The organism is Dyella caseinilytica, from assembly GCF_016865235.1.
GTDB classification, from domain to species: domain Bacteria; phylum Pseudomonadota; class Gammaproteobacteria; order Xanthomonadales; family Rhodanobacteraceae; genus Dyella_B; species Dyella_B caseinilytica.
Genome location: NZ_CP064030.1, coordinates 4,407,153 through 4,426,708 on the forward strand (window position 1 = coordinate 4,407,153; position 19,556 = coordinate 4,426,708).

17 protein-coding genes are annotated in these 19,556 nt (G+C 53.5%); 2 read left to right on the forward strand and 15 right to left on the reverse strand.

Translation table 11 applies throughout. The features are described from left to right. Nucleotides 1–71: 71 nt before the first annotated feature. The 13 genes from ISN74_RS19430 to ISN74_RS19490 form a co-directional block, all read right to left on the reverse strand. Nucleotides 72–656: a hypothetical protein gene (locus tag ISN74_RS19430; protein WP_188795549.1), complete on the reverse strand. Its 585-nt coding sequence runs from the start codon at nucleotides 654–656 to the stop codon at nucleotides 72–74. 105 nt (nucleotides 657–761) lie between these two features. Continuing rightward, the gene (locus ISN74_RS19435; RefSeq protein WP_188795550.1) at nucleotides 762–932 is read right to left on the reverse strand and encodes a hypothetical protein; all 171 of its coding nucleotides are present in this window, start codon (nucleotides 930–932) and stop codon (nucleotides 762–764) included. 171 nt (nucleotides 933–1,103) lie between these two features. Then, nucleotides 1,104–2,207, reverse strand: coding sequence for an ATP-grasp domain-containing protein (locus ISN74_RS19440; RefSeq protein WP_188795552.1), 1,104 nt, complete (start codon nucleotides 2,205–2,207; stop codon nucleotides 1,104–1,106). A 33-nt stretch (nucleotides 2,208–2,240) separates the two neighbouring features. Continuing rightward, nucleotides 2,241–4,376, reverse strand: a complete 2,136-nt coding sequence (locus tag ISN74_RS19445; RefSeq protein WP_188795555.1) for a peptidase domain-containing ABC transporter — start codon at nucleotides 4,374–4,376, stop codon at nucleotides 2,241–2,243. Next, on the reverse strand, nucleotides 4,369–5,649 hold the full coding sequence (locus ISN74_RS19450; RefSeq protein WP_188795557.1) for a beta-barrel domain-containing protein: 1,281 nt from the start codon (nucleotides 5,647–5,649) through the stop codon (nucleotides 4,369–4,371). Before ISN74_RS19450 ends, ISN74_RS19445 begins: the two co-directional genes overlap by 8 nt. 346 nt (nucleotides 5,650–5,995) lie before the next feature. After that, nucleotides 5,996–6,265 (reverse strand): XAC0095 family protein, encoded by a 270-nt coding sequence (locus ISN74_RS19455; protein WP_188795559.1) that lies wholly within the window; start codon nucleotides 6,263–6,265, stop codon nucleotides 5,996–5,998. A 674-nt stretch (nucleotides 6,266–6,939) separates the two neighbouring features. Continuing rightward, the gene (locus ISN74_RS19460) at nucleotides 6,940–7,344 is read right to left on the reverse strand and encodes a YciI family protein (protein ID WP_188795560.1); all 405 of its coding nucleotides are present in this window, start codon (nucleotides 7,342–7,344) and stop codon (nucleotides 6,940–6,942) included. A 185-nt stretch (nucleotides 7,345–7,529) separates the two neighbouring features. After that, nucleotides 7,530–8,009, reverse strand: a complete 480-nt coding sequence (locus ISN74_RS19465) for a VOC family protein (protein WP_188795562.1) — start codon at nucleotides 8,007–8,009, stop codon at nucleotides 7,530–7,532. Nucleotides 8,010–8,206: 197 nt separating this feature from the next. Beyond that, nucleotides 8,207–8,743: a GNAT family N-acetyltransferase gene (locus ISN74_RS19470; RefSeq protein ID WP_188795564.1), complete on the reverse strand. Its 537-nt coding sequence runs from the start codon at nucleotides 8,741–8,743 to the stop codon at nucleotides 8,207–8,209. 540 nt (nucleotides 8,744–9,283) lie between these two features. Next, nucleotides 9,284–9,970, reverse strand: coding sequence for a class I SAM-dependent methyltransferase (locus ISN74_RS19475; RefSeq protein WP_203546657.1), 687 nt, complete (start codon nucleotides 9,968–9,970; stop codon nucleotides 9,284–9,286). A gap of 107 nt (nucleotides 9,971–10,077) precedes the next feature. Next, entirely contained in the window at nucleotides 10,078–10,848 is a 771-nt protein-coding gene (locus ISN74_RS19480) for a formyl transferase (RefSeq protein ID WP_188795566.1), read from the reverse strand. Beyond that, the gene (locus ISN74_RS19485) at nucleotides 10,838–11,818 is read right to left on the reverse strand and encodes a polysaccharide deacetylase family protein (protein ID WP_188795568.1); all 981 of its coding nucleotides are present in this window, start codon (nucleotides 11,816–11,818) and stop codon (nucleotides 10,838–10,840) included. The genes ISN74_RS19480 and ISN74_RS19485 overlap by 11 nt, the downstream gene beginning before the upstream one ends. A 480-nt stretch (nucleotides 11,819–12,298) precedes the next feature. Then, nucleotides 12,299–13,306, reverse strand: a complete 1,008-nt coding sequence (locus tag ISN74_RS19490; protein ID WP_188795570.1) for an NAD-dependent epimerase — start codon at nucleotides 13,304–13,306, stop codon at nucleotides 12,299–12,301. A gap of 831 nt (nucleotides 13,307–14,137) precedes the next feature. On the opposite strand from ISN74_RS19490, the gene ISN74_RS19495 reads away from it, so the two are divergent. Both ISN74_RS19495 and ISN74_RS19500 read left to right on the forward strand, forming a co-directional pair. Next, nucleotides 14,138–15,253: a polysaccharide biosynthesis/export family protein gene (locus tag ISN74_RS19495; protein ID WP_308420730.1), complete on the forward strand. Its 1,116-nt coding sequence runs from the start codon at nucleotides 14,138–14,140 to the stop codon at nucleotides 15,251–15,253. Between the two features lie 478 nt (nucleotides 15,254–15,731). Beyond that, nucleotides 15,732–16,721: an MraY family glycosyltransferase gene (locus ISN74_RS19500; RefSeq protein WP_229678861.1), complete on the forward strand. Its 990-nt coding sequence runs from the start codon at nucleotides 15,732–15,734 to the stop codon at nucleotides 16,719–16,721. An 82-nt stretch (nucleotides 16,722–16,803) separates the two neighbouring features. On the opposite strand, the gene ISN74_RS19505 is transcribed toward ISN74_RS19500, so the two are convergent. Next, a complete protein-coding gene (locus ISN74_RS19505) occupies nucleotides 16,804–18,243 on the reverse strand; it encodes a glycoside hydrolase family protein (protein ID WP_229678863.1) in 1,440 nt (479 codons plus the stop codon). 137 nt (nucleotides 18,244–18,380) lie between these two features. Continuing rightward, nucleotides 18,381–19,556 (reverse strand): glycosyltransferase family 4 protein, encoded by a 1,176-nt coding sequence (locus ISN74_RS19510; RefSeq protein ID WP_188795574.1) that lies wholly within the window; start codon nucleotides 19,554–19,556, stop codon nucleotides 18,381–18,383.

Below are 19,556 nucleotides of genomic sequence, written 5' to 3' on the forward strand. Positions count from 1 at the left end.
ATGCTTGATGAAGTCGCAGACCCGGCATAAAGCCGCCCGGAGGGCTGCCGAGCGCTCGCCAGCGCTATGAATCAGTGTTTAGCAGCAACCTTGTTGATTTCGTCAAGATGAGCCTGATTCTCGCTCATGGTTGGGAGCCCCATTGCCTGTCGCTCTGCATCAGAAATCACGCTCGAGTCTGCTTGATACATCACATACTTACCCGTGGATTTATCTCGAATAAACTGCGTTCCGTACCACTGCGGGCGATTTCGCTTTAGCATGATTCGGTCCCAAGCGTCTGCTTCCAACTGTTTGGCTTGTTGATTCTTATCATCCATGCTCACAGCAGTGACGGCGAACGCATAGGCCTGTTCAATATCCTTTAGATCTTCGCCATGCTGAAAAATGACGGATGCATTGAAATAGTCTTGTGCCGTCCGAATGCCGCCATCAGCAAGGATTTTCTCAACTTCTCGTTTGCGTTCAGCATCTTTCCTGGCAACAACGTCCCAATTGATTTTTCCGGTCCCTGGCATTCGATCAGCCTGGTCTTGTTGCTCAAGCTTTGCCAACACCTGATTGTCTGTGGTGGCTGCCGGGATAGATTGCGACCATAGAGCAAGCAAAATGAATGAAGAGAAGATTGAGATTTTGGAACTCGTCGAACTGATCATTAAGGTAATTCCCTTTTGCTTGTCCGCTAATCCTGGCGGCCTCTAGAGACCGCCAGGACGATGCTTGAGTCTACTTGTCACGAAAAGACTCAAGACATCCTCTGCTTACCAATCACATTGCATAGCAGTGTCGGTTGCGACAGTGCCCGACTGCTTCGGAACGGATCCGCCATACACCATGTCGAACTCTTCGATCGACATGTCTTCGGCGACAACACGGCCGAAGATGCGGACCTGGGCGACATCCTTTACCTGGTTCTGATCTTTGATGTTCATGAATTGCTCCTTTTAAGTAGGATGGCTGAATCACGAAAGGCTCGCAATCAGCATTTATATGGACAATGACTATCCGTGGTCATCGTTCAAGGAAGCGCTTGATTCACAAGCTACTGGATGACTCGTTCTGCGCGCTAGAACGAGCCGAGGGCATCCGAGCCCCTCACAGATTCAATATTGGTTATCTAATATGTAAGGCTTGCTATCCACATGCGACGGGTATTCCCTGTCGACGATTTCCCGATAGCTTTCAGTCGATAGAACATGCTGAAAGGACTCATCATGCGTACTAAGACCCAAGACCGACGCATTCTCTGAGGCGACGAAATCGCAGAACATTTGAAGCATGGGAAGATCTGGCAAATCGAGTTCTTTCCAAAGGAACTGCCCCATCTGGTTTACTTCTAGGAAAACGTAATCCCCTGTAGCGTCGATGATGATGTCGAAGCAACCAAAGACGATTCCCAGTAAATGCATCATTTTCCGGCAGCGCTCGATGACAACAGGGGGAAGATCGCACGACGAAATCTTCCAGTGTTCTTGCCGAATCGATCGCCAATCACATACGCCCCCATCGTTATCCTTAGGTTCAATTTCAACCGAAATACAGGCCTCCCCCATAAAGGTGGCGCGGATCTCTTTCCTTTTAAAAATCCGTTCCTGGAAGATCCCAGGACATAGCCTGAGGGAGTCTGCCTGCTCAAGGTGAGCGGATGTCACTTGAGTCGTCCTTGCCCGCGCATAGCGCTCACTTCCTTTCCATGAAGTCGGTGCAAACATTTTATGGACAACTGCGGGCACTGAATTTATAAATTCGCTTATCTCGACGATGTCATTGGATACCAGGGTTTTAGGCACCTTAAATCCGAGTCTCTTCGCCAGGACAAGTTGGCGCACTTTATCGTTAGCCAATCGTTGGCCTGCAACAGGATTGATCCATAAAACGTCACTTCTGAATGCATTTTCCAGTGCATCAAAGCAAACCTCCCACTCTCTTTCCGCCACCACTTTGTCACCCGGATGAATCGAGGAAGGGAGCAGGGCTGGGGTCAATCTACGCCACCACACAACATCAAATTCATCGGTGGAATGCATTTGCCCTTCTGAGCGAAAGACCGCACGCAGATGAGGATCGAACTTAAAACTAAGGCTCTCCCTGGTGGGAATGTCAGCACCAATCCATCTCACTACTTTATGGCCGCGACCCTTCAGCGCAACCTCTGCCGCCATGGCATGGGTGTCGTTTATATGTGTGCAAATGAATACCTTTTTCATTCTTTACTTCCATGCAAACCAGCAACGTGTGGATTATGCGCAAATGACGACTTTCTTCGCGGCAGGTGATTCTGACTCTTCTGCAAAGCTTTGGAGGCTTGAGATATCAACAGAACGATCGGCGCTCGCTATCGTTTCTTGACGATGGGCAACGATGACACGGGTCACTTTGATTCCCGCCACAGCCTCGTTAATAGCCCTTTCACGTTGAGCGTCTAGATGACTAGTCGCTTCATCAAGGACAAGAATGCTGGGCTTTCTATAAAGTGCCCGCGCGAGAATCAATCGTTGCTTTTGTCCTCCTGACAAGGAAGATCCCATATCTCCAACCAGCGTTTCATACCCCATGGGCATGGAAAGTATTTCTTCATGTATGCCGGCCATCTGGCAGGCCGCCACGATCGAAGTAAGCTCGGACGAAACGTCATAAAGGGATACGTTGTCAGCAATGTTCCCCGCGAAGAGATGATCATCTTGCATCACTGCACCAACTATTTGTCGATACCTCTCTAACCCATAGCGACGAATATCGATGCCACCTATCGTTATGGCCCCCTCAGTCGGCTCAAGCAGCCCCACCAATAGCTTCACTAGTGTTGATTTCCCATGGCCACTTGGGCCGGTTATGGCAACACTTTCTCCGTAGTCGATGGAAAAGTTAAGCCTTCTCAATACCCAAGGCTCGCCTTCGGCATATCTGAAGCTGACATTTTCGAATCGAATGGAAGGATTCAATGCCGGGCCAACATAAGAGCCGAGTGCATTGGATTCCGGTGGCGTGAGCGCGATATCTGCAATTCTCTTTAAATGAAGACCAAGAACTTTGAAGTCCACCACTTTATCGACGAATGAACCGAGTTTTGTTGAAAATTGGTCGGCTAACGCTAAATACGCAACGAGCATGCCGGCCGACAGAGCTCCATTTATGACCAAATAGGCTCCTAAAGTTATAAGAAAAACCCGCTGAATATTAATGATGGATTGACTTATTACGCTGAACGAAAGAGTTATGCGCTGAGAAAGCATCGTACGCTTGGCAGACTCATCGTTAGCCCTTCCTAGACGATCTTTCCGTGAGGCATAGCCATTGCCGAGCTTTATGGCCTGCATGCCGCGAATGGATTCCATCAGTTCGGATTGCTGCCTTGATGTGTAAACGAGTTGCTCTTCGCTTACCTGCCATAGCTTCTTGTACATCACCACGCGAATGACCATGTAAAGTAACAAGCAAAAAACAACAACAAGAGTCATGACTTTGCTGTAGAGAAGCAGCAAGGCCAAAGCACAGCCGCCCATCAAACCATCTAACAGCGCCTCAACAAAGCTGCTTGTCAACGTCGTTTGAATGACCTGAACCGAGTTAAATCGCGACATGACATCACCCATGTGACGCTTCTCGAAGAAGTCCATGGGAAGTCGAACAAGATGACTAAATAAATTAGTTATCCATTGACTGCTGACCGTCGCTCCCATCCAACTTAATAACCACGCTCGCACAATACCGAGCCCGCTCATAAGCATGGTAACGATCAGATAGCCCACAGCGATGGCCGTAAGCAAGCCCAGGTCGTTGGAAACTAGAACTTGATCCATGACCCATTGGAGCTGCAAGGGAAGAGCCAAACCCAATATTTCGATGGCGAATGCAATGCCAATGATTTGGGCAGCAACCCCTCTCAATCCTCTTATTCGTCCTGTTAGTGCTGAAATGGGGACTTTCTTTTCAGGGGACTTTTCAATGAAGTCAACCCCTTTTGAGAACTCCACCAACACGCCCGTGAAGTGTTTACTCACTTCGCTCGGACTCATCACCACCCTTCCCCGGGCCGGGTCAAGGATCTCATAGTACTTCTGAGTCACTCGGCCAAGAACTACAAAGTGATTCAGGTCCCAATGCAAGATGCACGGTTTTTTGCAAATCCGTAAGTAATCTATATCCGCGCGCCTGGCTCGAGTCTCCAATCCTAGACTCGAAGCTATATCAACCATGCGCCGAAGATTTACGCCCTTGAGGGACACGTTGAATCTTCTTCGAAGGCCTGAGAGATCGGACTGGTATCCAAAGTAGTTGGCGATCATGGCCAAACAGGCCAAAGCACATTCCGTGGACTCTGTCTGCATGACGAGAGAAACACTTTCATCTTTCGTCCAGGAGAACACATTACGCATGAAGCGGCTCCCTCGTTTTCGAGAACGCCTCTTGCACTCTGTGATCGAACCCGTAGATCGGATCCAGAATCCAATCAATGAGTCGACGACTTCCCAAGAGGATATCGGCATCCACGGCCATGCCAGCTCTCAGGTGCTCATCCTGTCCATAAGCGTTGACGTATTGCTTATCTAAAGCCACTTCAATGAGATAGCTCGGCGATGAAAATTCGCCGCCGGTGATCTTGTTCAAGTCTTCGGGTGACACGGCGCTTTTTGACACACTCAGCACGCGCCCATGATGGGCTCCAAATTTTTCATAGGGGAAAGCCCGGTAGCGGAGCAGAACCGACTCGTCTGAGTGCAGAAGGCCGACACTCGAAGTGGGCACCCAAAGCTCCGCCCTGAGAAAAGCCCCGGAGGGGAGGAGCGTAAGAAGTAATTGGTTGGAGGAAACTGTTTGCCCAGTATGCGCCAGAAGGTTAGCTACAGTTCCTGAAGTGGTAGAACGAAGAACTATCTCTTTTTGCGCCGCATTCTGCGCAATTTCTTGATCTACTTCGGCGAGCTCTCTGGTTAGATCGTTACGTTTTACGTCGAGTGACAAAGGTTCTTGACTTATCTGCACCTCAGAATCATCAAGTTGTTGTTGCAGCTGCAATACCAACGAATTCAGTTGCTCGTACTCGGCCATATCCTGCAGCGCAGACTCGTGCTGTTGGGATACCTGAACACGGCTGATCAACCCTGAGTTCTCGACTTTCAACCACTGCTCATAAGTGGCGTTGGCGCTTTGATACCGCTCCATCTGTAGCTTAGCCTGCTTCTTAGCCTGCGCTATTTGTTCGCGCAGAGATGCCGCCTTGTTTTCCAGATTCTCCTTTCGGAGCGCGCTAAATTCGGCTTGCTCTTTTGAGTCTTCTTCCAGCCTTCTTTTTTTTATTTGAAGCTGCTCGTTGATTTTTTCTTGCGTATCGCCCTGGTCTGCACTTATGGAGGCACCCGATATCTCAATCAACGGCTGACCCGAAGTGACCTCATCCCCCTGCGAAACAAGGACTTTAGTTACGATGCCGGGTGAGGAAGGAACGATGTTTATAAGTCCCGTATTCGGGACGAGAAATCCACTTGCCTTCTGACGGCGTTGGAATTGCGCAAAAAATAAAAGCGCGATCAAAGCGGCAATGGTGATCAAGCCCAGGCAGGCGTAGAACCATCCCGTTCTGGGCGGATCGATACGTACATCTTCAAGCCACGCCTTACGCTGAGCTTCGATGACTTCCTTTCGAAACATTCACACGTCCTTGTGGTGCTCACTGGCCCAAGCAAATCGCCGCGCCAGTCGCCGCTTTCCCCATAACCAAACGCGGCCCTGCCTTGCCGCCGCAAGCCACACTCCTTACAGGCGATAGGCTGGCCTCAAAGGGCGCCCAATGCTCAAAGGAACGTGATTAATTTGGTTAACGCTTGATGAAATCGTAGGCTAAAAAACGAAAAGTGAAATTTATGTGTAGATCTCAATTTGGCATTTTTTGTTGATCGAATTCCTTTCCTTTCCATGAGTTAAACTATTGTTTTAACTGCAAAAAAAGGCCGCAATACTCTTTATGAGAATTATTTGACCATTCCTCCTCACTGGATCAATGCGCCTGCGCATGATCTATGCTGGTCGTGGCCTTAGCGACGGCCTCCAGCACTTCACCGATCTCAAAGCTCAAATCACCGAAGAGCCGTCCGATCAAGCTACGGCGAATGAAAAGTATCGTGTCGTGATCGCCGTTAGATGTGGCGGTGCCGGCGAACTGCGCCATGAGCAGCAGTTTGTCGCGGGTCGTACATAGATCATCGTATTGATCTTGAGACAACACGTAACCCTCGACATTGAGCAAGTCGTGAGGAAGTTTATTCATGGGCGTACTCCATTACCGTAGGTCACGCCACGTATTGCGCGTGGCGTGATGGGCTGCAGGAAAAACCCTGCACGTGTTGGCGGAACTAACTGATTCCGTTTTTACGTTTGCCCAGTGTGGCCCGACGCCGTCCAGTATGAGCGGCGGTGAAGCAGTATGAAAATCGGCTTGGCGGGGACACGCGTGTGCGTGTGTGCCGTATGATCGAGCGTAACCATGGTCAACTCTCGCTTAGTTGGTTGTGGCCAGCGGATCGTTTGGGTTGCCGCCCAGGCGATCCGCGCTACTTCACTCATGTCGGGCGTGTCGTGCTCACAAAGGCCGATGGGCACGCCCGACAACAGCACCATCGCATACAAGCAGTGCCGTCATCTGTCAGGGGACGCGGATTGGTATTGACGGTAAAGCTGATGTGCTTTAGCCGACGTCGACCTGCCATGCGCCGCGTCGCCATTCAACGAAGTCGATGTTAAGCGTCCGGCATTTTTCGATAAGCGACATGCTCGTGCGCGAATGACCGGTCGTCGCGGTGTTTGTGAATAACCCACTCCCCGCTGGTTCTTCAAGGCCTAGCTTTGTTGGCGATTCGCTAAAACATAGGGTGGTGGACGTTCGAAGTGAGGGGCTCAGCCCGACTTGGGCCACAGTGGCTGCGCGATGACTTTCGTTGTAAATCATTTTCTATTGCCGAAACTCACAGGGGTTTCATTGCTCAACTTGAATGCGCTGGCCCGCTCCTCTTCAATGGGTCGAACCTCGTATATCAAACCGCAGGCCAGGCAAGGATTCTGCGCGGCAAGTGCAGCGGCTTCGGCCAGGCTGTGAGCCAAGAAGAACCAATAGCCACCCACGACCTCCTTGCCTTCGGCAAAGGGACCGTCAATCACGCCACTCCTTGAGACAATTTTTGCGTCTCGCGCGAGCCTCTGTCCCGATTTCATCACCCCTTCGCTGACGAGCCGGTCGTGCCAGATGTAGAAGTCGTCAATCGCCTTCTGTATGTCCTCGGGCGATCTGTCTTGATCCCACTGCCCGCGGGAGATGACGAGGTACTCTGATAGCGAGGTCGTGTTGATCATGGCTTCTCCCAGTGGCACTCGTTCGTCTTCGAGGTTCCAGGGGCCTACGAGCCCCGCACTGGAACGACGAACGGGGTTTTCTGGAATCGACATTGTCCCGCGAATTTTTCCGGCGATTGAGACGCAAGGCCCCTGCGCGGGCCTCACATGGCTTTGTGCGCCTGGTTACGTGAAGCATCCGTGGCTCATGCGCTACCGCGCACGGCCGCCTCGATCTTCGCGACATCTATTTTCCGCATCTCCATCATCGCCTTGAACGCACGCTTCGCGACATCGCCGCCACTCGCCATCGCCTCGCTGAGAACGCGTGGCGTGATCTGCCAGGAAATACCCCACCTGTCCTTGCACCAACCGCATGCGCTCTCCATACCTCCGTTGCCGACGATTGCGTTCCAGTAACGGTCGGTCTCAGCCTGGTCGTCGGTGGCGATTTGAAAGGAGAACGCCTCGTTATGTTTGAACGCGTCCCCTCCGTTGAGGCCGAGGCATGGCACGCCGCACACCGTGAACTTGACGGTCAAAACGACGCCCGCTTTACCACCTGGAAAATCGGATGGCGCCCTGCTCACTTCACCGACCGCGCTGTCGGGAAACGTTTGAGCGTAAAAGCGCGCGGCCTCTTCAGCATCATGGTTGTACCACAGGCAAATCGTGTTCTTGTTCATCGTTACTCTCCTCTATTTGCCGCCAGACGAGCGTCGATGCGATATATCTGCCGCGGGTCGGTAGCGGACATGTCGGACTTGGTGCGGGAGGAATAGCAGGCTTTTGGCGTAAAATACAACTTGGCGGTGCCCAGCAACCCCATTGCTTCCACAGGAAGTGAGCGTGACCCGACTGCAAGATCAGCCAGCTTATAGGTTCAACTTTCCGGAATGGCTGCAGCAGCGAATGGTGCTAGCACCGTCCAACCAAGGTTCTCATAGAGGTTGCGGCCGTCCTCAGTCGCGACGAGAAGCTGCGGACTGACAAGGGATTTTCTCGCTGCGCCAAGAGCGCCCATCACCGCGACACCCAGTCCTTTCCGCCTGTGATCCTGCGCTGTTTCGATTCGGTCATACATGAAGACATCTTCCGTTTCTGCCGCGCTTCCGCTCGCGGCCAGATTGCCGTCCGGAGCGATGATGCAAGCTCGGCTGACAGGTCCGGTTTGATGAAACTCCATCCTGTACCCATTCGCCAGAGGCTTTGCATCGAAGGTTGCCACGGCCGCCTTCATGAAATAGTTCGTCGGCTGAACCTCCCAGCGAGCTGGCAGCACACTTCGCAACTCCTCGTCAGAGCCGCACAGCTTCAAGTAATGCCGCGGAGCCGTGATGTCATGCGCGATGGCGCGCAATCCATCACATAGCTGTGCAAATACCCATCGTTTCACTTCTTTTTCCGAGTGGGTATCCACTCGGACGCCTCCGCGATCGGGAACAGGAAGCGGAGCGCCCCGAGCAATGGAGTGCGCTGCTTGCCAGGCGAAAACGAGCTTTGGATCGACGTGGGACGTGGTCATAGCTGATCGTATGCAGTGCTCAGATAGGGGCGCATTGTCCGGCAACCACGGTACTGTGCCATGTTGACCATCAGCCTCGACGTTCCCCTCGATTTTCGACTAGAGCACTGCTCTTTCTCAGGAGCTAAGACGACAGCTATCAGAAAGGACGAGAGGAAGGCATAGCAAACCATGGAAAGACGAGCGTTCCGTACATCTATCCCCGTTTGTGACTGCATCTCGACATGCTCGCAAGGGCGTCACTCAAGAGCAGGTTCCCGCCGAGGCGCGCACATTGGTTGACGCCGGCGATATACCAGTCATTGAAATTTTGCCAAATACTGGGGACCGGCTTACTGAATTCCCCGGCACGCATGTGCGAGGGCGTTGTTGAGTACCTCGACCTGTCTCAATGCCACTATGGCGGTTATTGCAGAACCAACATATGAAATCCGATCAAATCAAACTCCCTTTGCCATAGATATAGAAATCGGCGAGTGAGCCCGTATCGTTGTCTCCGGTGTAGGGATAACGATTGGGTATATGTTGGAACAGTCGCCAACCAGGCGCATTCGCACGCACCCATCGACTGAACTGGCGGTGGCGCACATGCGCGGGCTGCGCCTGCGACTCGTCTTTATCGGACGAGTAGATCACGACATAATCCCGCGCCGCGCCAAACAAGGTCCGCATGTACGTTTCGTAGACCTCGTCTTCCGTCAGGTGATAGATCACATCCAGCGATAACGCGAGCTGGGCCGTCTGCCCTGAATAGTCGTGCACCAGCAGGAACGACTTGCTCGCATCACTGGCGAAGCGGCGGGCGCAGCCTTCGATCGCATGCGGACTTACATCGAGGCCGAGATAAGACGGATATCTAGCCAGCGTCAATTGGTTACCATCACCGCATCCGAACTCGATCACGTCGCGAATATCATGGCTGGCGACGAAGTCGTTCAACACTTCTGCCTTGAATTCAGCGAGACGGTTATACGAACCTGCGCCGGAGTTGCCGCCTTCGCGATATCGCGCGATCCAATAATCCTCTGAATCCTGGAAAGGCCTGGGAGGATTAAGCCATCGCCGGTATACGCTGCGAGCAACGGGGCCGATGACGGGAATTCGTTTGATGAGATTTTTCATGATGGCATTCCTGTAATGTGGGACCCGTTATGTTGCCTAGGTGGTTACCCCAGGCTGACGCTTCGGCGCCGAGGCTAATTCCCCTTACGATCCATTGAAACGCGTCGTCATTTGACGCCACGTTGCTGTCGCGCCTGCCAATATCCAAACAACGTGGGGTGATACCACTGTCGCGACGGTCCTTCGCTGACGCGAGGAACGAGGCGACCAGCGGCGACATCGCGCAATGCAGCGCTCATCAATGGCAGCCCCTGCACCAGTTGCAGGACCGGATAGGTGGTGAAATTGTCTTCGGCTTCGGGCGCTATCAGTGCCTGATAAAGGATGCCGCCCGTGTCGACCCCCGCATCCACCAGATGAACGGTGACACCGCAACGCATGCGGTCATCACTGGCCAGCGCCCAATAGCCGCCGTGCACACCGCGATAGGCAGGCGTGACACCCATATGCATGTTGATGAAAGGCGCATCCACCGAAGTCAGCAGTTTCTTCGACAGGATACGCGTGCCGTTCACTACTACCGCCTGAGGCGCAAGCTTTCGCAGACGTTTCGCCACACTGCGCTCGTTGGTGCTGGCAACATGGTTGACTATCTGCGTGGAAATCGGTTCGTCCGACAGGCCATGCTGAGACAGCAGCTGTTCCATACGCGCACGAGAGGCGCGACCAAGTAACCGGCTGTAGAGAATGAACGCGAATTGCCCCAGCGTCTGGGTCAGGCCAAGCTTGCGTGCGCGATGACGCAGCATTTTGAGCACCGACGTTTTTCGCTCAAGAACAACTTCAACGATGTCGAATTCCTCTCGAAGGCTGTGATACATCGCCCGTGTGGATAGACAGTCGACGGCAAGCATCACAATCCGCACTTTAGCCGGCATGCGTGCGTTCCAGCATGGCCGCGACTTCACCCATGTTGCACGCCTGCATGCCGTAGCGCTTCTTAAGCTGGTCGTAGTAGGCCAGAATCTTTTGGAGAAATGCCAGATTGCGCTTTACATCGGCGCCGAAGTTGTGCGGGTGCCACCATAAGTGGAACAGCCGATTGCCGGCCGCCGCATCGCGCATGGCACGCTTGATACGACTCAGCCTCAGACTTTCCAGCGGTGCGAGTGATCGCGAATACGGGCGCAGGAACCGGCTTGCTGGAATGTTGAAGGGCCGGCTTCGCACACATTCTTCCAGGCTGTAGGTGTTGTAGCCGCTGAGGTTGATGTAGGCGTCCAACAGTCGCAAAGCGCGCACGAGTGAGCTTTGTTCCTGCTTGTTCCTCGGCTTATAGAAAGACGCGCTTTCGTTGCCCCGGTAGCAGGTGATGCCCAGTTCGTTGAGTACAGGAAGATAGTCCGGGTTTCCTTGATTGCGCGGAAACACCAGACTGATGGTCGGAATGCCTTTGGCGCTCGCAACGTCCACCGCGGCCTGCAGGTCTGCACGGAACGACTCGATGGTCTGCCCTTCCTCCAGGCAATAGTAGTGCGAAAAAGTGTGTGTGCCGATTTCCTGGCCGGGGCGGTTGCGAATCATCTCGATCGTGTCCGGCGCGAAGTGGAAAACGTCATCGTCACCCCATGCGCGCTCGTCAATGTAGCGATAAGAGGAAAGCTTCTGGCGATGGTAGTCAGGTAGCACGCCAGGCAGATGCTGACGTAATTCGGCGATGTCTTTGAAGAACAGAAAACCGAGCGTGGCCCAAGTGGCATGGATGTCGTGCGCCTCAAACAGATCGAGGATCCCATGGATGGCCTCGTGTTCGCCGGACAGATTGGCGGTGTATTCGCCAAAACTCCGGCTGTCACGCACGCCCCAGTACAGCTCGAGATCCAGCGAGATAGTGAATATGCCCGGCATATATCAGTCACACCTCGTCAATCAGGACTTAGCTGTCCTGAAGCATCGGGTACCGACGCATCATCGAGGCGAACAGCGGCCCCCGCGGCCACCTTTCTCGTCTACCCTCAAGGCACGATGCATCGAGCGAACTGATCAGATTCTTAGTACAGGAATCTGAAGGGTTGATGAGGGAAAGGATCAGACCAAGCGATAGACGTCTAGTGACGAGCATTCATTACCTGATGATTTATTCGGAAGATGCGCCTGGATAGCTAACAAGACATACACTTTGGCTTGTAAGTAAATGATTTATATAGATCGGAAAACCGCATCTTTCAGATCACGTTGAGATGCACTGCAGCATGTACTGCGGCAGGCAATCTCTCCGAAAAGTACTTAACAATAGTGAGCACTCTGGGCCTGCCCGAATGCTTTACGCCCTGATATTGCCAAAGCTGCTCGCACATGGCGTTCAGCTTCAAACGGCATGCGAGACTTTCATCCGTAGTACTCGCGATACCAGTCCACGAAATTGGCGACGCCGGTTTCCACCGATACTTGGGGTCGATAGCCAACAGCCTCGACCAGCTCTGATACATCCGCCTCGGTATCCGGCACATCGCCCGCCTGCATCGGCAGCATCTGCATCTTCGCTTTTCGGCCCAGGCACTGCTCCAGCACTTCAATGTAATGCAGCAACTCAACAGGCTCTTCGTTGCCAATGTTGTAGATGTGATAAGGCGCAACTCCACTGCTTGCTGGATCCGGTGCATCACCGCTCCATGCTTCCGATTTGCTTGGCACCACATCCAACGTGCGCACGACGCCTTCGGCAATATCGTCCACGTAGGTGAAGCTACGCTTGTGTTTGCCGTGATTGAATACCTTGATCGGCTCCCCAGCCAGCATCGCCTTGGTGAACAGGAATAGCGCCATATCCGGCCGGCCCCATGGCCCATACACGGTAAAAAAGCGTAGACCCGTGCACGGAATGCCATAAAGATGTGCGTAGCTATGCGCCATCTGCTCATTGGCCTTCTTGCTGGCAGCGTAAAGGGTCAGCGGATGTTCGGTGGATTCATGCTCGGAGAAAGGCATGGCGGTGTTGGCGCCGTATACCGAGCTGGTGGATGCAAATACCAGATGCTCCACTTCATGGTGACGGCAACCTTCCAGGATGTGCAGGAATCCCGTGACATTGCTGCTCACGTAGATATGCGGATTCTTCGCTGCGTATCGGACACCGGCTTGTGCGGCGAGATTCACGACGCGCTGCGGCTTATGTTTTGAAAAAGCCTCCTCTATCGCTTCCCGATCGGCCAGATCCGCGTGGACGTGGGTGTAATTGGATCGTTCGGACAGGCGCGCCAAGCGCGCCTTCTTCAAGTTCACATCGTAATAGTCGTTGAGATTGTCAATGCCTATGACATCGTCACCACGATCAAGCAGCTTGGTGGCGACATGGGATCCAATGAAGCCTGCCGTACCTGTAACCAGTATTTTCATGTTGGCGGTCTCTATCCAAATGTGGCTGTCGACTCTTGCCCATTCACTTCAGTTCAGAGAAATGGGTTGCCGCATCGATGCCCTCGTCCCACTGATTCACGATGGGAGAACGATCGCGGATGTTCCCTTGCGCAACGCTCGCGGCGTTTCCTTTCCGCCAGGCAAGCAGTGCTCATAGGCGCTGAAATAAACACTTCATTGCTAAACCGCCATTTTTTGGCAGCAGCCGTCACCCTCCGGCGATTTATCCACCAGAAGCATGAAAGAGGCGCATTGACCGTGATGCTTTTAACGTCGGCAGCGCAGGGGTGCCGGTCGACAATGAACTCTCTGTATCAAAAGAAAGGAGCCACGCGTGCCTTCTACATCTTCAGCATGGCCTCCTCGTTCATCAAGGTCGTGAACGTTTTTGCGCACACATCGATTTGTTCGGTTGAACGCTCCCTACGAATGTCACCTTTCAATGAAAGCACGACTCGCATTTCGATGGACACAAATCACAATCGTTCATCTCATCTCATTTCCTTGACGTTCACGTATGAGAAGACGTCTTAACGTCGTCGCAAATTATGTGCCGACGTGATTCGATTTCTCGACATTGCGTAATGTTGTGTTCACGCCACCTATGGCATCAATGAACACCCTTTCGATATGCCGCTTACACACACCCACTGTTACTGCTCGCGGTTGAGTCACTGCGAAGGGATTCGAGCACATGTTGCTGATCACTGCTTTGGTGGTTCAGTTCACAAAGCTGAACTCGATGGCCGTTCACTAGCTGCTGGTGAATTGCGACCCTCGTGGTACGCCTTCTCAAAAAGGATCCCGCTGATGGTGAAATTCTCATCCTTGTTGATCGTTTTTAGCTCTTCGCTTCTTCTTCAAAGCTGTGTATGGTCGCCAGGGCAATACATGTCAGACAAAGGACTGGTTCGCGGCACTCCTACGGATAACAGTCAGATTCAGCTGATAACGATCACGCCCCAACTACTCTCGACGAACAGCCCCACAACCCTCAGCGCAGCGATACCTGACGCGCTACTGACATATAAGCCCGAACCCTATCGCATTGGCGCCGGCGACACGCTTTACATCACGGTCTGGGATCATCCAGAGCTGACGTCACCAGCCGGTGTACAGCAACAAACCGTGGCCAATGGCCGCATGGTGCGATCGGACGGCACGCTGTTCTATCCCTACATCGGCGCAGTCCAAGTCGCCGGAATGACCATAGAACAACTGCGGCAGTCCATCACCGAAAAGCTCGCCACATTCGTGAAAGACCCTCAGGTGGATGTCAACGTCGTCGGCTATAACAGCCAACACGTGCTAATCCAGGGAGCGTTCATAAAAACGGACCCGCAGTCGATCACAGCGGTCCCTCTGACCCTTTGGGAAGCACTTGGCACCGCCTACATCAATAACAATCAAGCCAATCTCACCGACTTGATCTTGAGCCGCGACGGACACGATTACCACCTGGATCTAGCCGCGCTCAACGATGCCAAGAGCATCGCGCGGGATATTTACCTAAAGCCAGGAGATCGCCTGTTTCTTCCCTACAACGACACCAGGGAGGTGTACGTGATGGGAGAGGTCGTGCGCCCCATGGCGGTCAACTTCGGGACTACTGACAAGCTCTCGCTAACACAGGCATTGGGCCGTGTCGGCGGTCTCAATCCGCTCACGGCAAGCGGTAAGCAGGTTTATGTCATTCGCGGCGCGAACGATCTGGATAATGCTCCGGCAAAGGTCTTTCAGCTCGATGCTCGTTCACCTTCAGCGTTCGCGCTGGGTGACCAATTCAGGATAAAGGCTGGCGATGTCGTCTTTGTCGGTCCCGCAGGCATCACGCGCTGGAATCGCGTCTTGAGCCAATTGTTGCCGTCGGCCACCCTGCTTAGCACTGCGGCCTACACCAACTATTCAGTCAATGAAACCCACTGACTTCCTTCAATCTCGTTACGGAGTGAGTTTTCTATGATCGTTCAGAAAATTGCCATGCTGAGTGTTTTTTAACACCGCGTTGACTCGATCACCAACTAGATGGTCACGCACTGAATGCACGAATCCCTAGACACACGATTTGATATCCAAAGGTGATAGGTTCCAAAGTTGGTGGTTAGTGCACGACCTGTTTTCTTATCGATAGATAACGACTTGTTGTTGGCCAAAAATTTTTGTGTGGGAGAAAGAAGCGATCTCATCGATCGTGGATTCATAGACGCAGACCATCGTGTATTTCATCGCTCGATGTCTGCACCACTTACCAACGAATTCGCGCAGGCCGTGGGGGACCTTCAGAGCGCGATGGGAAAGAAGTGCCATGTTAGAGCCACGTGTCATTTTTGATTGCCTGGTTGGCGCATTTACCTCAGCGATAGCCATTTTCATGCTACGCCGATACGCCCTCTTGCTAGGCCTCATGGATCATCCAGATCAGCGCAAGCAACACAACGGCGATGTCCCGCTGGTGGGCGGCCTCGCCATCTTCATGGGAATAACCGTAGGCGCAGCCGCGTACGGCCAATTCCATTGGTTCGTGAAAGTTCTGATCGACACCGCCATGCTTTTGACCCTGCTTGGCGCATTGGACGATCGCTTTGACCTCAGTGTGCGACATCGACTGCTGATTCAGGCTCTTGCCATTTTGACGGTCATTGCCTGCACCGGCGTTTACATTCGCACGCTTGGACACATCTTCGGCTATGAAGTGAAGCTCGGCTGGGTTGGGGCACCGCTGACAGTGGTCGCCATCATCGGCCTGATGAACGCGTTCAACTTGATGGACGGCATCGACGGCCTCGCCGGCAGCCTGGAACTGGTAAGCATCGCAGCCATCGTCATGTTTGCCGATCCGCCCGCACTGCAGGAGATGGTTTTGCTGCTGGCTCTGCTGGCGACTGCTTCGCTGCCTTACCTGATGACCAACCTTGGCTTGATGGGGCGAAAGATTTTTCTAGGGGACGCAGGGAGCATGCTTATAGGCTACCTGCTGGCATGGGCACTGGTGCGCATGAGCCAGACATCCCAGACACATCTGTCGCCAGTGGATGTACTGTGGTGTGTGGCGTTGCCGATCTTCGATACGTTTGCCGTGATGCTCCGACGCGTTCGCCAGGGTAAATCGCCCTTCAAACCGGATCGGGGGCACGTCCATCACATTCTTATGGATGCCGGCCTTGGGCCTCGTACAACCCTGCTAGTGCTGATCGCGCTCGCTGTGGGCTTCGCGCTCATGGGCGCGCTCATCAGCCACGCGGCGAAGTCAGCCGGCCTGAACCTCATGGCATTCTTCTTCATGATGATGGTCTACATGGCGACGGTCATGCAGGCACGGGCACGACAAGAAGCGAGCCGCCAAAGGATGCGCCCTGTTCCACCGCGACTCGCGCGCAAGCAGATTCAGACCTGATTTCGAAATCCCCTTAGGAGAGGGAGGGGATCGGAGCGTGCCACCGACGGTCCGGACGGCGTCGCGGCACGCAGTCACGTGGCTACTTGTCTGCAAGAAACTGGATATTCGCGGCATCTTCGACATCCACTATGCCGCCTTGGATGTCGTTGTTGTAATTGTAGGAAGCACCGAGCGTCAATGCTCCCTTGACCACTCGCAACTGATTGCTGGTCCCCAGAAATGAGGTGGGAGCGGTGCGGCCCAATGGCACCTCCTGCGCCCTGCCGGCCTTGTTCCCCGAGATGATGATGTTGTCGATCGACCTTCCACCTTCGGCGGACTCATCAACGGCGAAGCTGATGCAAGGTCCATAGATATCAATGAAGGTGTTGCCAGCGCACACCAAGCCTATCGCGCCATAGATGCCTATAGCCCCCATCTGCGGACGTATGCCTGTAAATGTATTGCCCGTGATGATTGTTTTGATGGCATTTTTGTTGGTTTTCCAGGTATAGGCGCCCAGTCGTATGGCATCCCCGCCGGGTCCAGATCCCGGCGGGGACCGCTGGAACGTGCACGCGCTTATCTGCGTGTGGCTCAATCCTCCGAGGTTTATGTCGAAACGCACGGAATTGAGAAATTGGCAGTTCAATACCTTGAGATTGTCTGGCGCATCGTCAACGGTCTTGGGTTTGGTCGCGGCGTAGATACTCCAATAGCAGTTCGTGAATTGGCAGTCGGAAACAATCCAGTTGTGAATATTGTCGCCGGTCTGATGCCCATTGAAAAATGTGATGCCGGCCGTGTTGACGGTATCGATATCGATGAACTTGCAATGCGAGATGACGACATCGCGATAAATACTCCAGTTATGATCCGGCTCGAAGTCGATGGCACCAACGGAATGGGACAATTTGCTGTTTCCGATATTTGTGAAGGTGCAGCCGGAGACCGTCAGCTTGTCACAGTCGATAATGGATAGGCCGTTTCGATTGTCCTTGACTGCTCCATCGAACAAGCAATCGCGCACAGTAACGCGCTGATTGTGGCGCTCCGTGCTCTTTAACGTCCCCGAACCAACATACATCCCATCACCCCGGAAGCCATAAAAGACCATACGCTCAACCGTAAGATCCGAGGTCGCATTGACGGCAAAAAGATAGAAATATTGCATGTAACCGAACTCATTCACCCGTCCGTTGAGTTTCAGGTCATGCACATAGACATTGCGCATATTGTCCGCGACATTGGGAGTGCCCTCGTCCCGTACATACGTGACGAGCATGAATTCGCAGGCCAGCGAATTGTCATAAGCCCTCAATTCGCTGGTGGCCCCTTCACCATATAACTCCATGTCGGACTTAAGTCTCAGCTGCCTGACGTAATAAACCCCGGCAGGGACAAACACCTTGCCGCCGCTGTCGATCGCCGCCTGGATGCCGCCGGTGCAGTCATAAGCACTTGTGCCCGCGCGAATGCCCGCGTGCTCGGATTCGGGAAGAAAGTTCAACACATTGACCATGTTCGCCGAAGTTGGCATGGTGGTTCCTCCGATTACAGAAGACCTTGGCAACCTATGCCGTGGCCTTGGTGATCTCGCCAGAAGGATCTGGAAATTAACCTCAAGTTCGTCTCGTGAGCTGCATATGATCTGTGTCGCGATGCCGTCACGAAGGCCTAATGCGATAAGCGTCTAGCCTGGGTATTCGTAGCCGATTGCTTCAGCGGGTGACACAGTTCTGCATAGACATCCATGGTGCGCTGAATGACGATACGTTCATCGAACTGCGTGCGCGCTTTGATGCGCGCCGCATGGCCAAGCCTGTGGGCGAGCAAGGGATCGTTCTGAAGTCTCTGGATAGCGCTGGCCAGTGCATCGCTATCTTTTACCGGGATGAGCAATCCATCCATACCATCACTGACCACTTCGCGGCATCCCGGCACATCTGTCGTAATCAATGGAAGGCCACAGGCGGCTGCCTCGACCAGAGACCTAGGAAGTCCTTCGCGATAGCTGGGTAACACAACAACATGAACCGATGCGAGCAGACTGGTCATGTCATCGACATGCCCCAACCAGGTGATCGCCCCCTCTTCGACCCAACGTTGCACCGTCGATTCGGGAATAGCCGCTGGATTACCCGGATCCGAGGTTCCGGCGAGCAGCGCGTCGATGGCGCGACCATGTTTTCGCAACCGTCGCGCGGCCGTGACATATTCATCGACACCTTTGTCCCAGAGCAGGCGGCATGCCAGCAGCACTCGCGGGCGTTCGCCATCAAGTGTTTTGGCCGACACGCGCGCAAACTTTTCGCAATCCACACCTGAACCACGAATCAAGCGGATATGCCGTGGATCAACCAGTCCCGCGCGCTTGAAGAGTTCCACATCGTCGGCGTTCTGCAGAATGAGCCGCGCGCCCTTTCCGCCAAGAGCCAATCGCAGCAAGCCGCTTACGATGGGCCGCAAGAGTCGTGCTTTCCACTGCGTACTTGTAAACACATAGCCCATTCCCGCTACAGCGTTCACTCGCGCTGGAATACCGGCTATCCGTGCCGCCAGCGACCCGTACACAGCGCACTTGATGGTGAAGCCATGCACGATAGTTGGACGCTCACGCCGCAGCAATCTGACCAGATACCACAGCAGCGCCAACTCACGAAGTAGATTGAGGCTCCGCCGTTGCATCGGCAGCGGCTCCCAACGCAAACCCATGTCGCGTAGTTTGCTGCCATACGATCCTTCTGGGGAAATCAGTAGTACGTCATACCCGGCTCGACGCAAGGACAATGCGAGTGAACGCCGGAAGTTGTAGAGGTACCAGTCGGTGTTGGCGAATAGAACGGCTTTCAT

Bases quoted from the DNA above. Each gene is read 5' to 3' on its own strand.
- ISN74_RS19430 (WP_188795549.1), bottom strand. From the start codon at position 656: ATGATCAGTTCGACGAGTTCCAAAATCTCAATCTTCTCTTCATTCATT.
- ISN74_RS19435 (WP_188795550.1), bottom strand. From the start codon at position 932: ATGAACATCAAAGATCAGAACCAGGTAAAGGATGTCGCCCAGGTCCGC.
- ISN74_RS19440 (WP_188795552.1), bottom strand. From the start codon at position 2,207: ATGAAAAAGGTATTCATTTGCACACATATAAACGACACCCATGCCATG.
- ISN74_RS19445 (WP_188795555.1), bottom strand. From the start codon at position 4,376: ATGCGTAATGTGTTCTCCTGGACGAAAGATGAAAGTGTTTCTCTCGTC.
- ISN74_RS19450 (WP_188795557.1), bottom strand. From the start codon at position 5,649: ATGTTTCGAAAGGAAGTCATCGAAGCTCAGCGTAAGGCGTGGCTTGAA.
- ISN74_RS19455 (WP_188795559.1), bottom strand. From the start codon at position 6,265: ATGAATAAACTTCCTCACGACTTGCTCAATGTCGAGGGTTACGTGTTG.
- ISN74_RS19460 (WP_188795560.1), bottom strand. From the start codon at position 7,344: ATGATCAACACGACCTCGCTATCAGAGTACCTCGTCATCTCCCGCGGG.
- ISN74_RS19465 (WP_188795562.1), bottom strand. From the start codon at position 8,009: ATGAACAAGAACACGATTTGCCTGTGGTACAACCATGATGCTGAAGAG.
- ISN74_RS19475 (WP_203546657.1), bottom strand. From the start codon at position 9,970: ATGAAAAATCTCATCAAACGAATTCCCGTCATCGGCCCCGTTGCTCGC.
- ISN74_RS19480 (WP_188795566.1), bottom strand. From the start codon at position 10,848: ATGCCGGCTAAAGTGCGGATTGTGATGCTTGCCGTCGACTGTCTATCC.
- ISN74_RS19485 (WP_188795568.1), bottom strand. From the start codon at position 11,818: ATGCCGGGCATATTCACTATCTCGCTGGATCTCGAGCTGTACTGGGGC.
- ISN74_RS19490 (WP_188795570.1), bottom strand. From the start codon at position 13,306: ATGAAAATACTGGTTACAGGTACGGCAGGCTTCATTGGATCCCATGTC.
- ISN74_RS19495 (WP_308420730.1), top strand. From the start codon at position 14,138: ATGGTGAAATTCTCATCCTTGTTGATCGTTTTTAGCTCTTCGCTTCTT.
- ISN74_RS19500 (WP_229678861.1), top strand. From the start codon at position 15,732: ATGGATCATCCAGATCAGCGCAAGCAACACAACGGCGATGTCCCGCTG.
- ISN74_RS19505 (WP_229678863.1), bottom strand. From the start codon at position 18,243: ATGCCAACTTCGGCGAACATGGTCAATGTGTTGAACTTTCTTCCCGAA.
- ISN74_RS19510 (WP_188795574.1), bottom strand. From the start codon at position 19,556: ATGAAAGCCGTTCTATTCGCCAACACCGACTGGTACCTCTACAACTTC.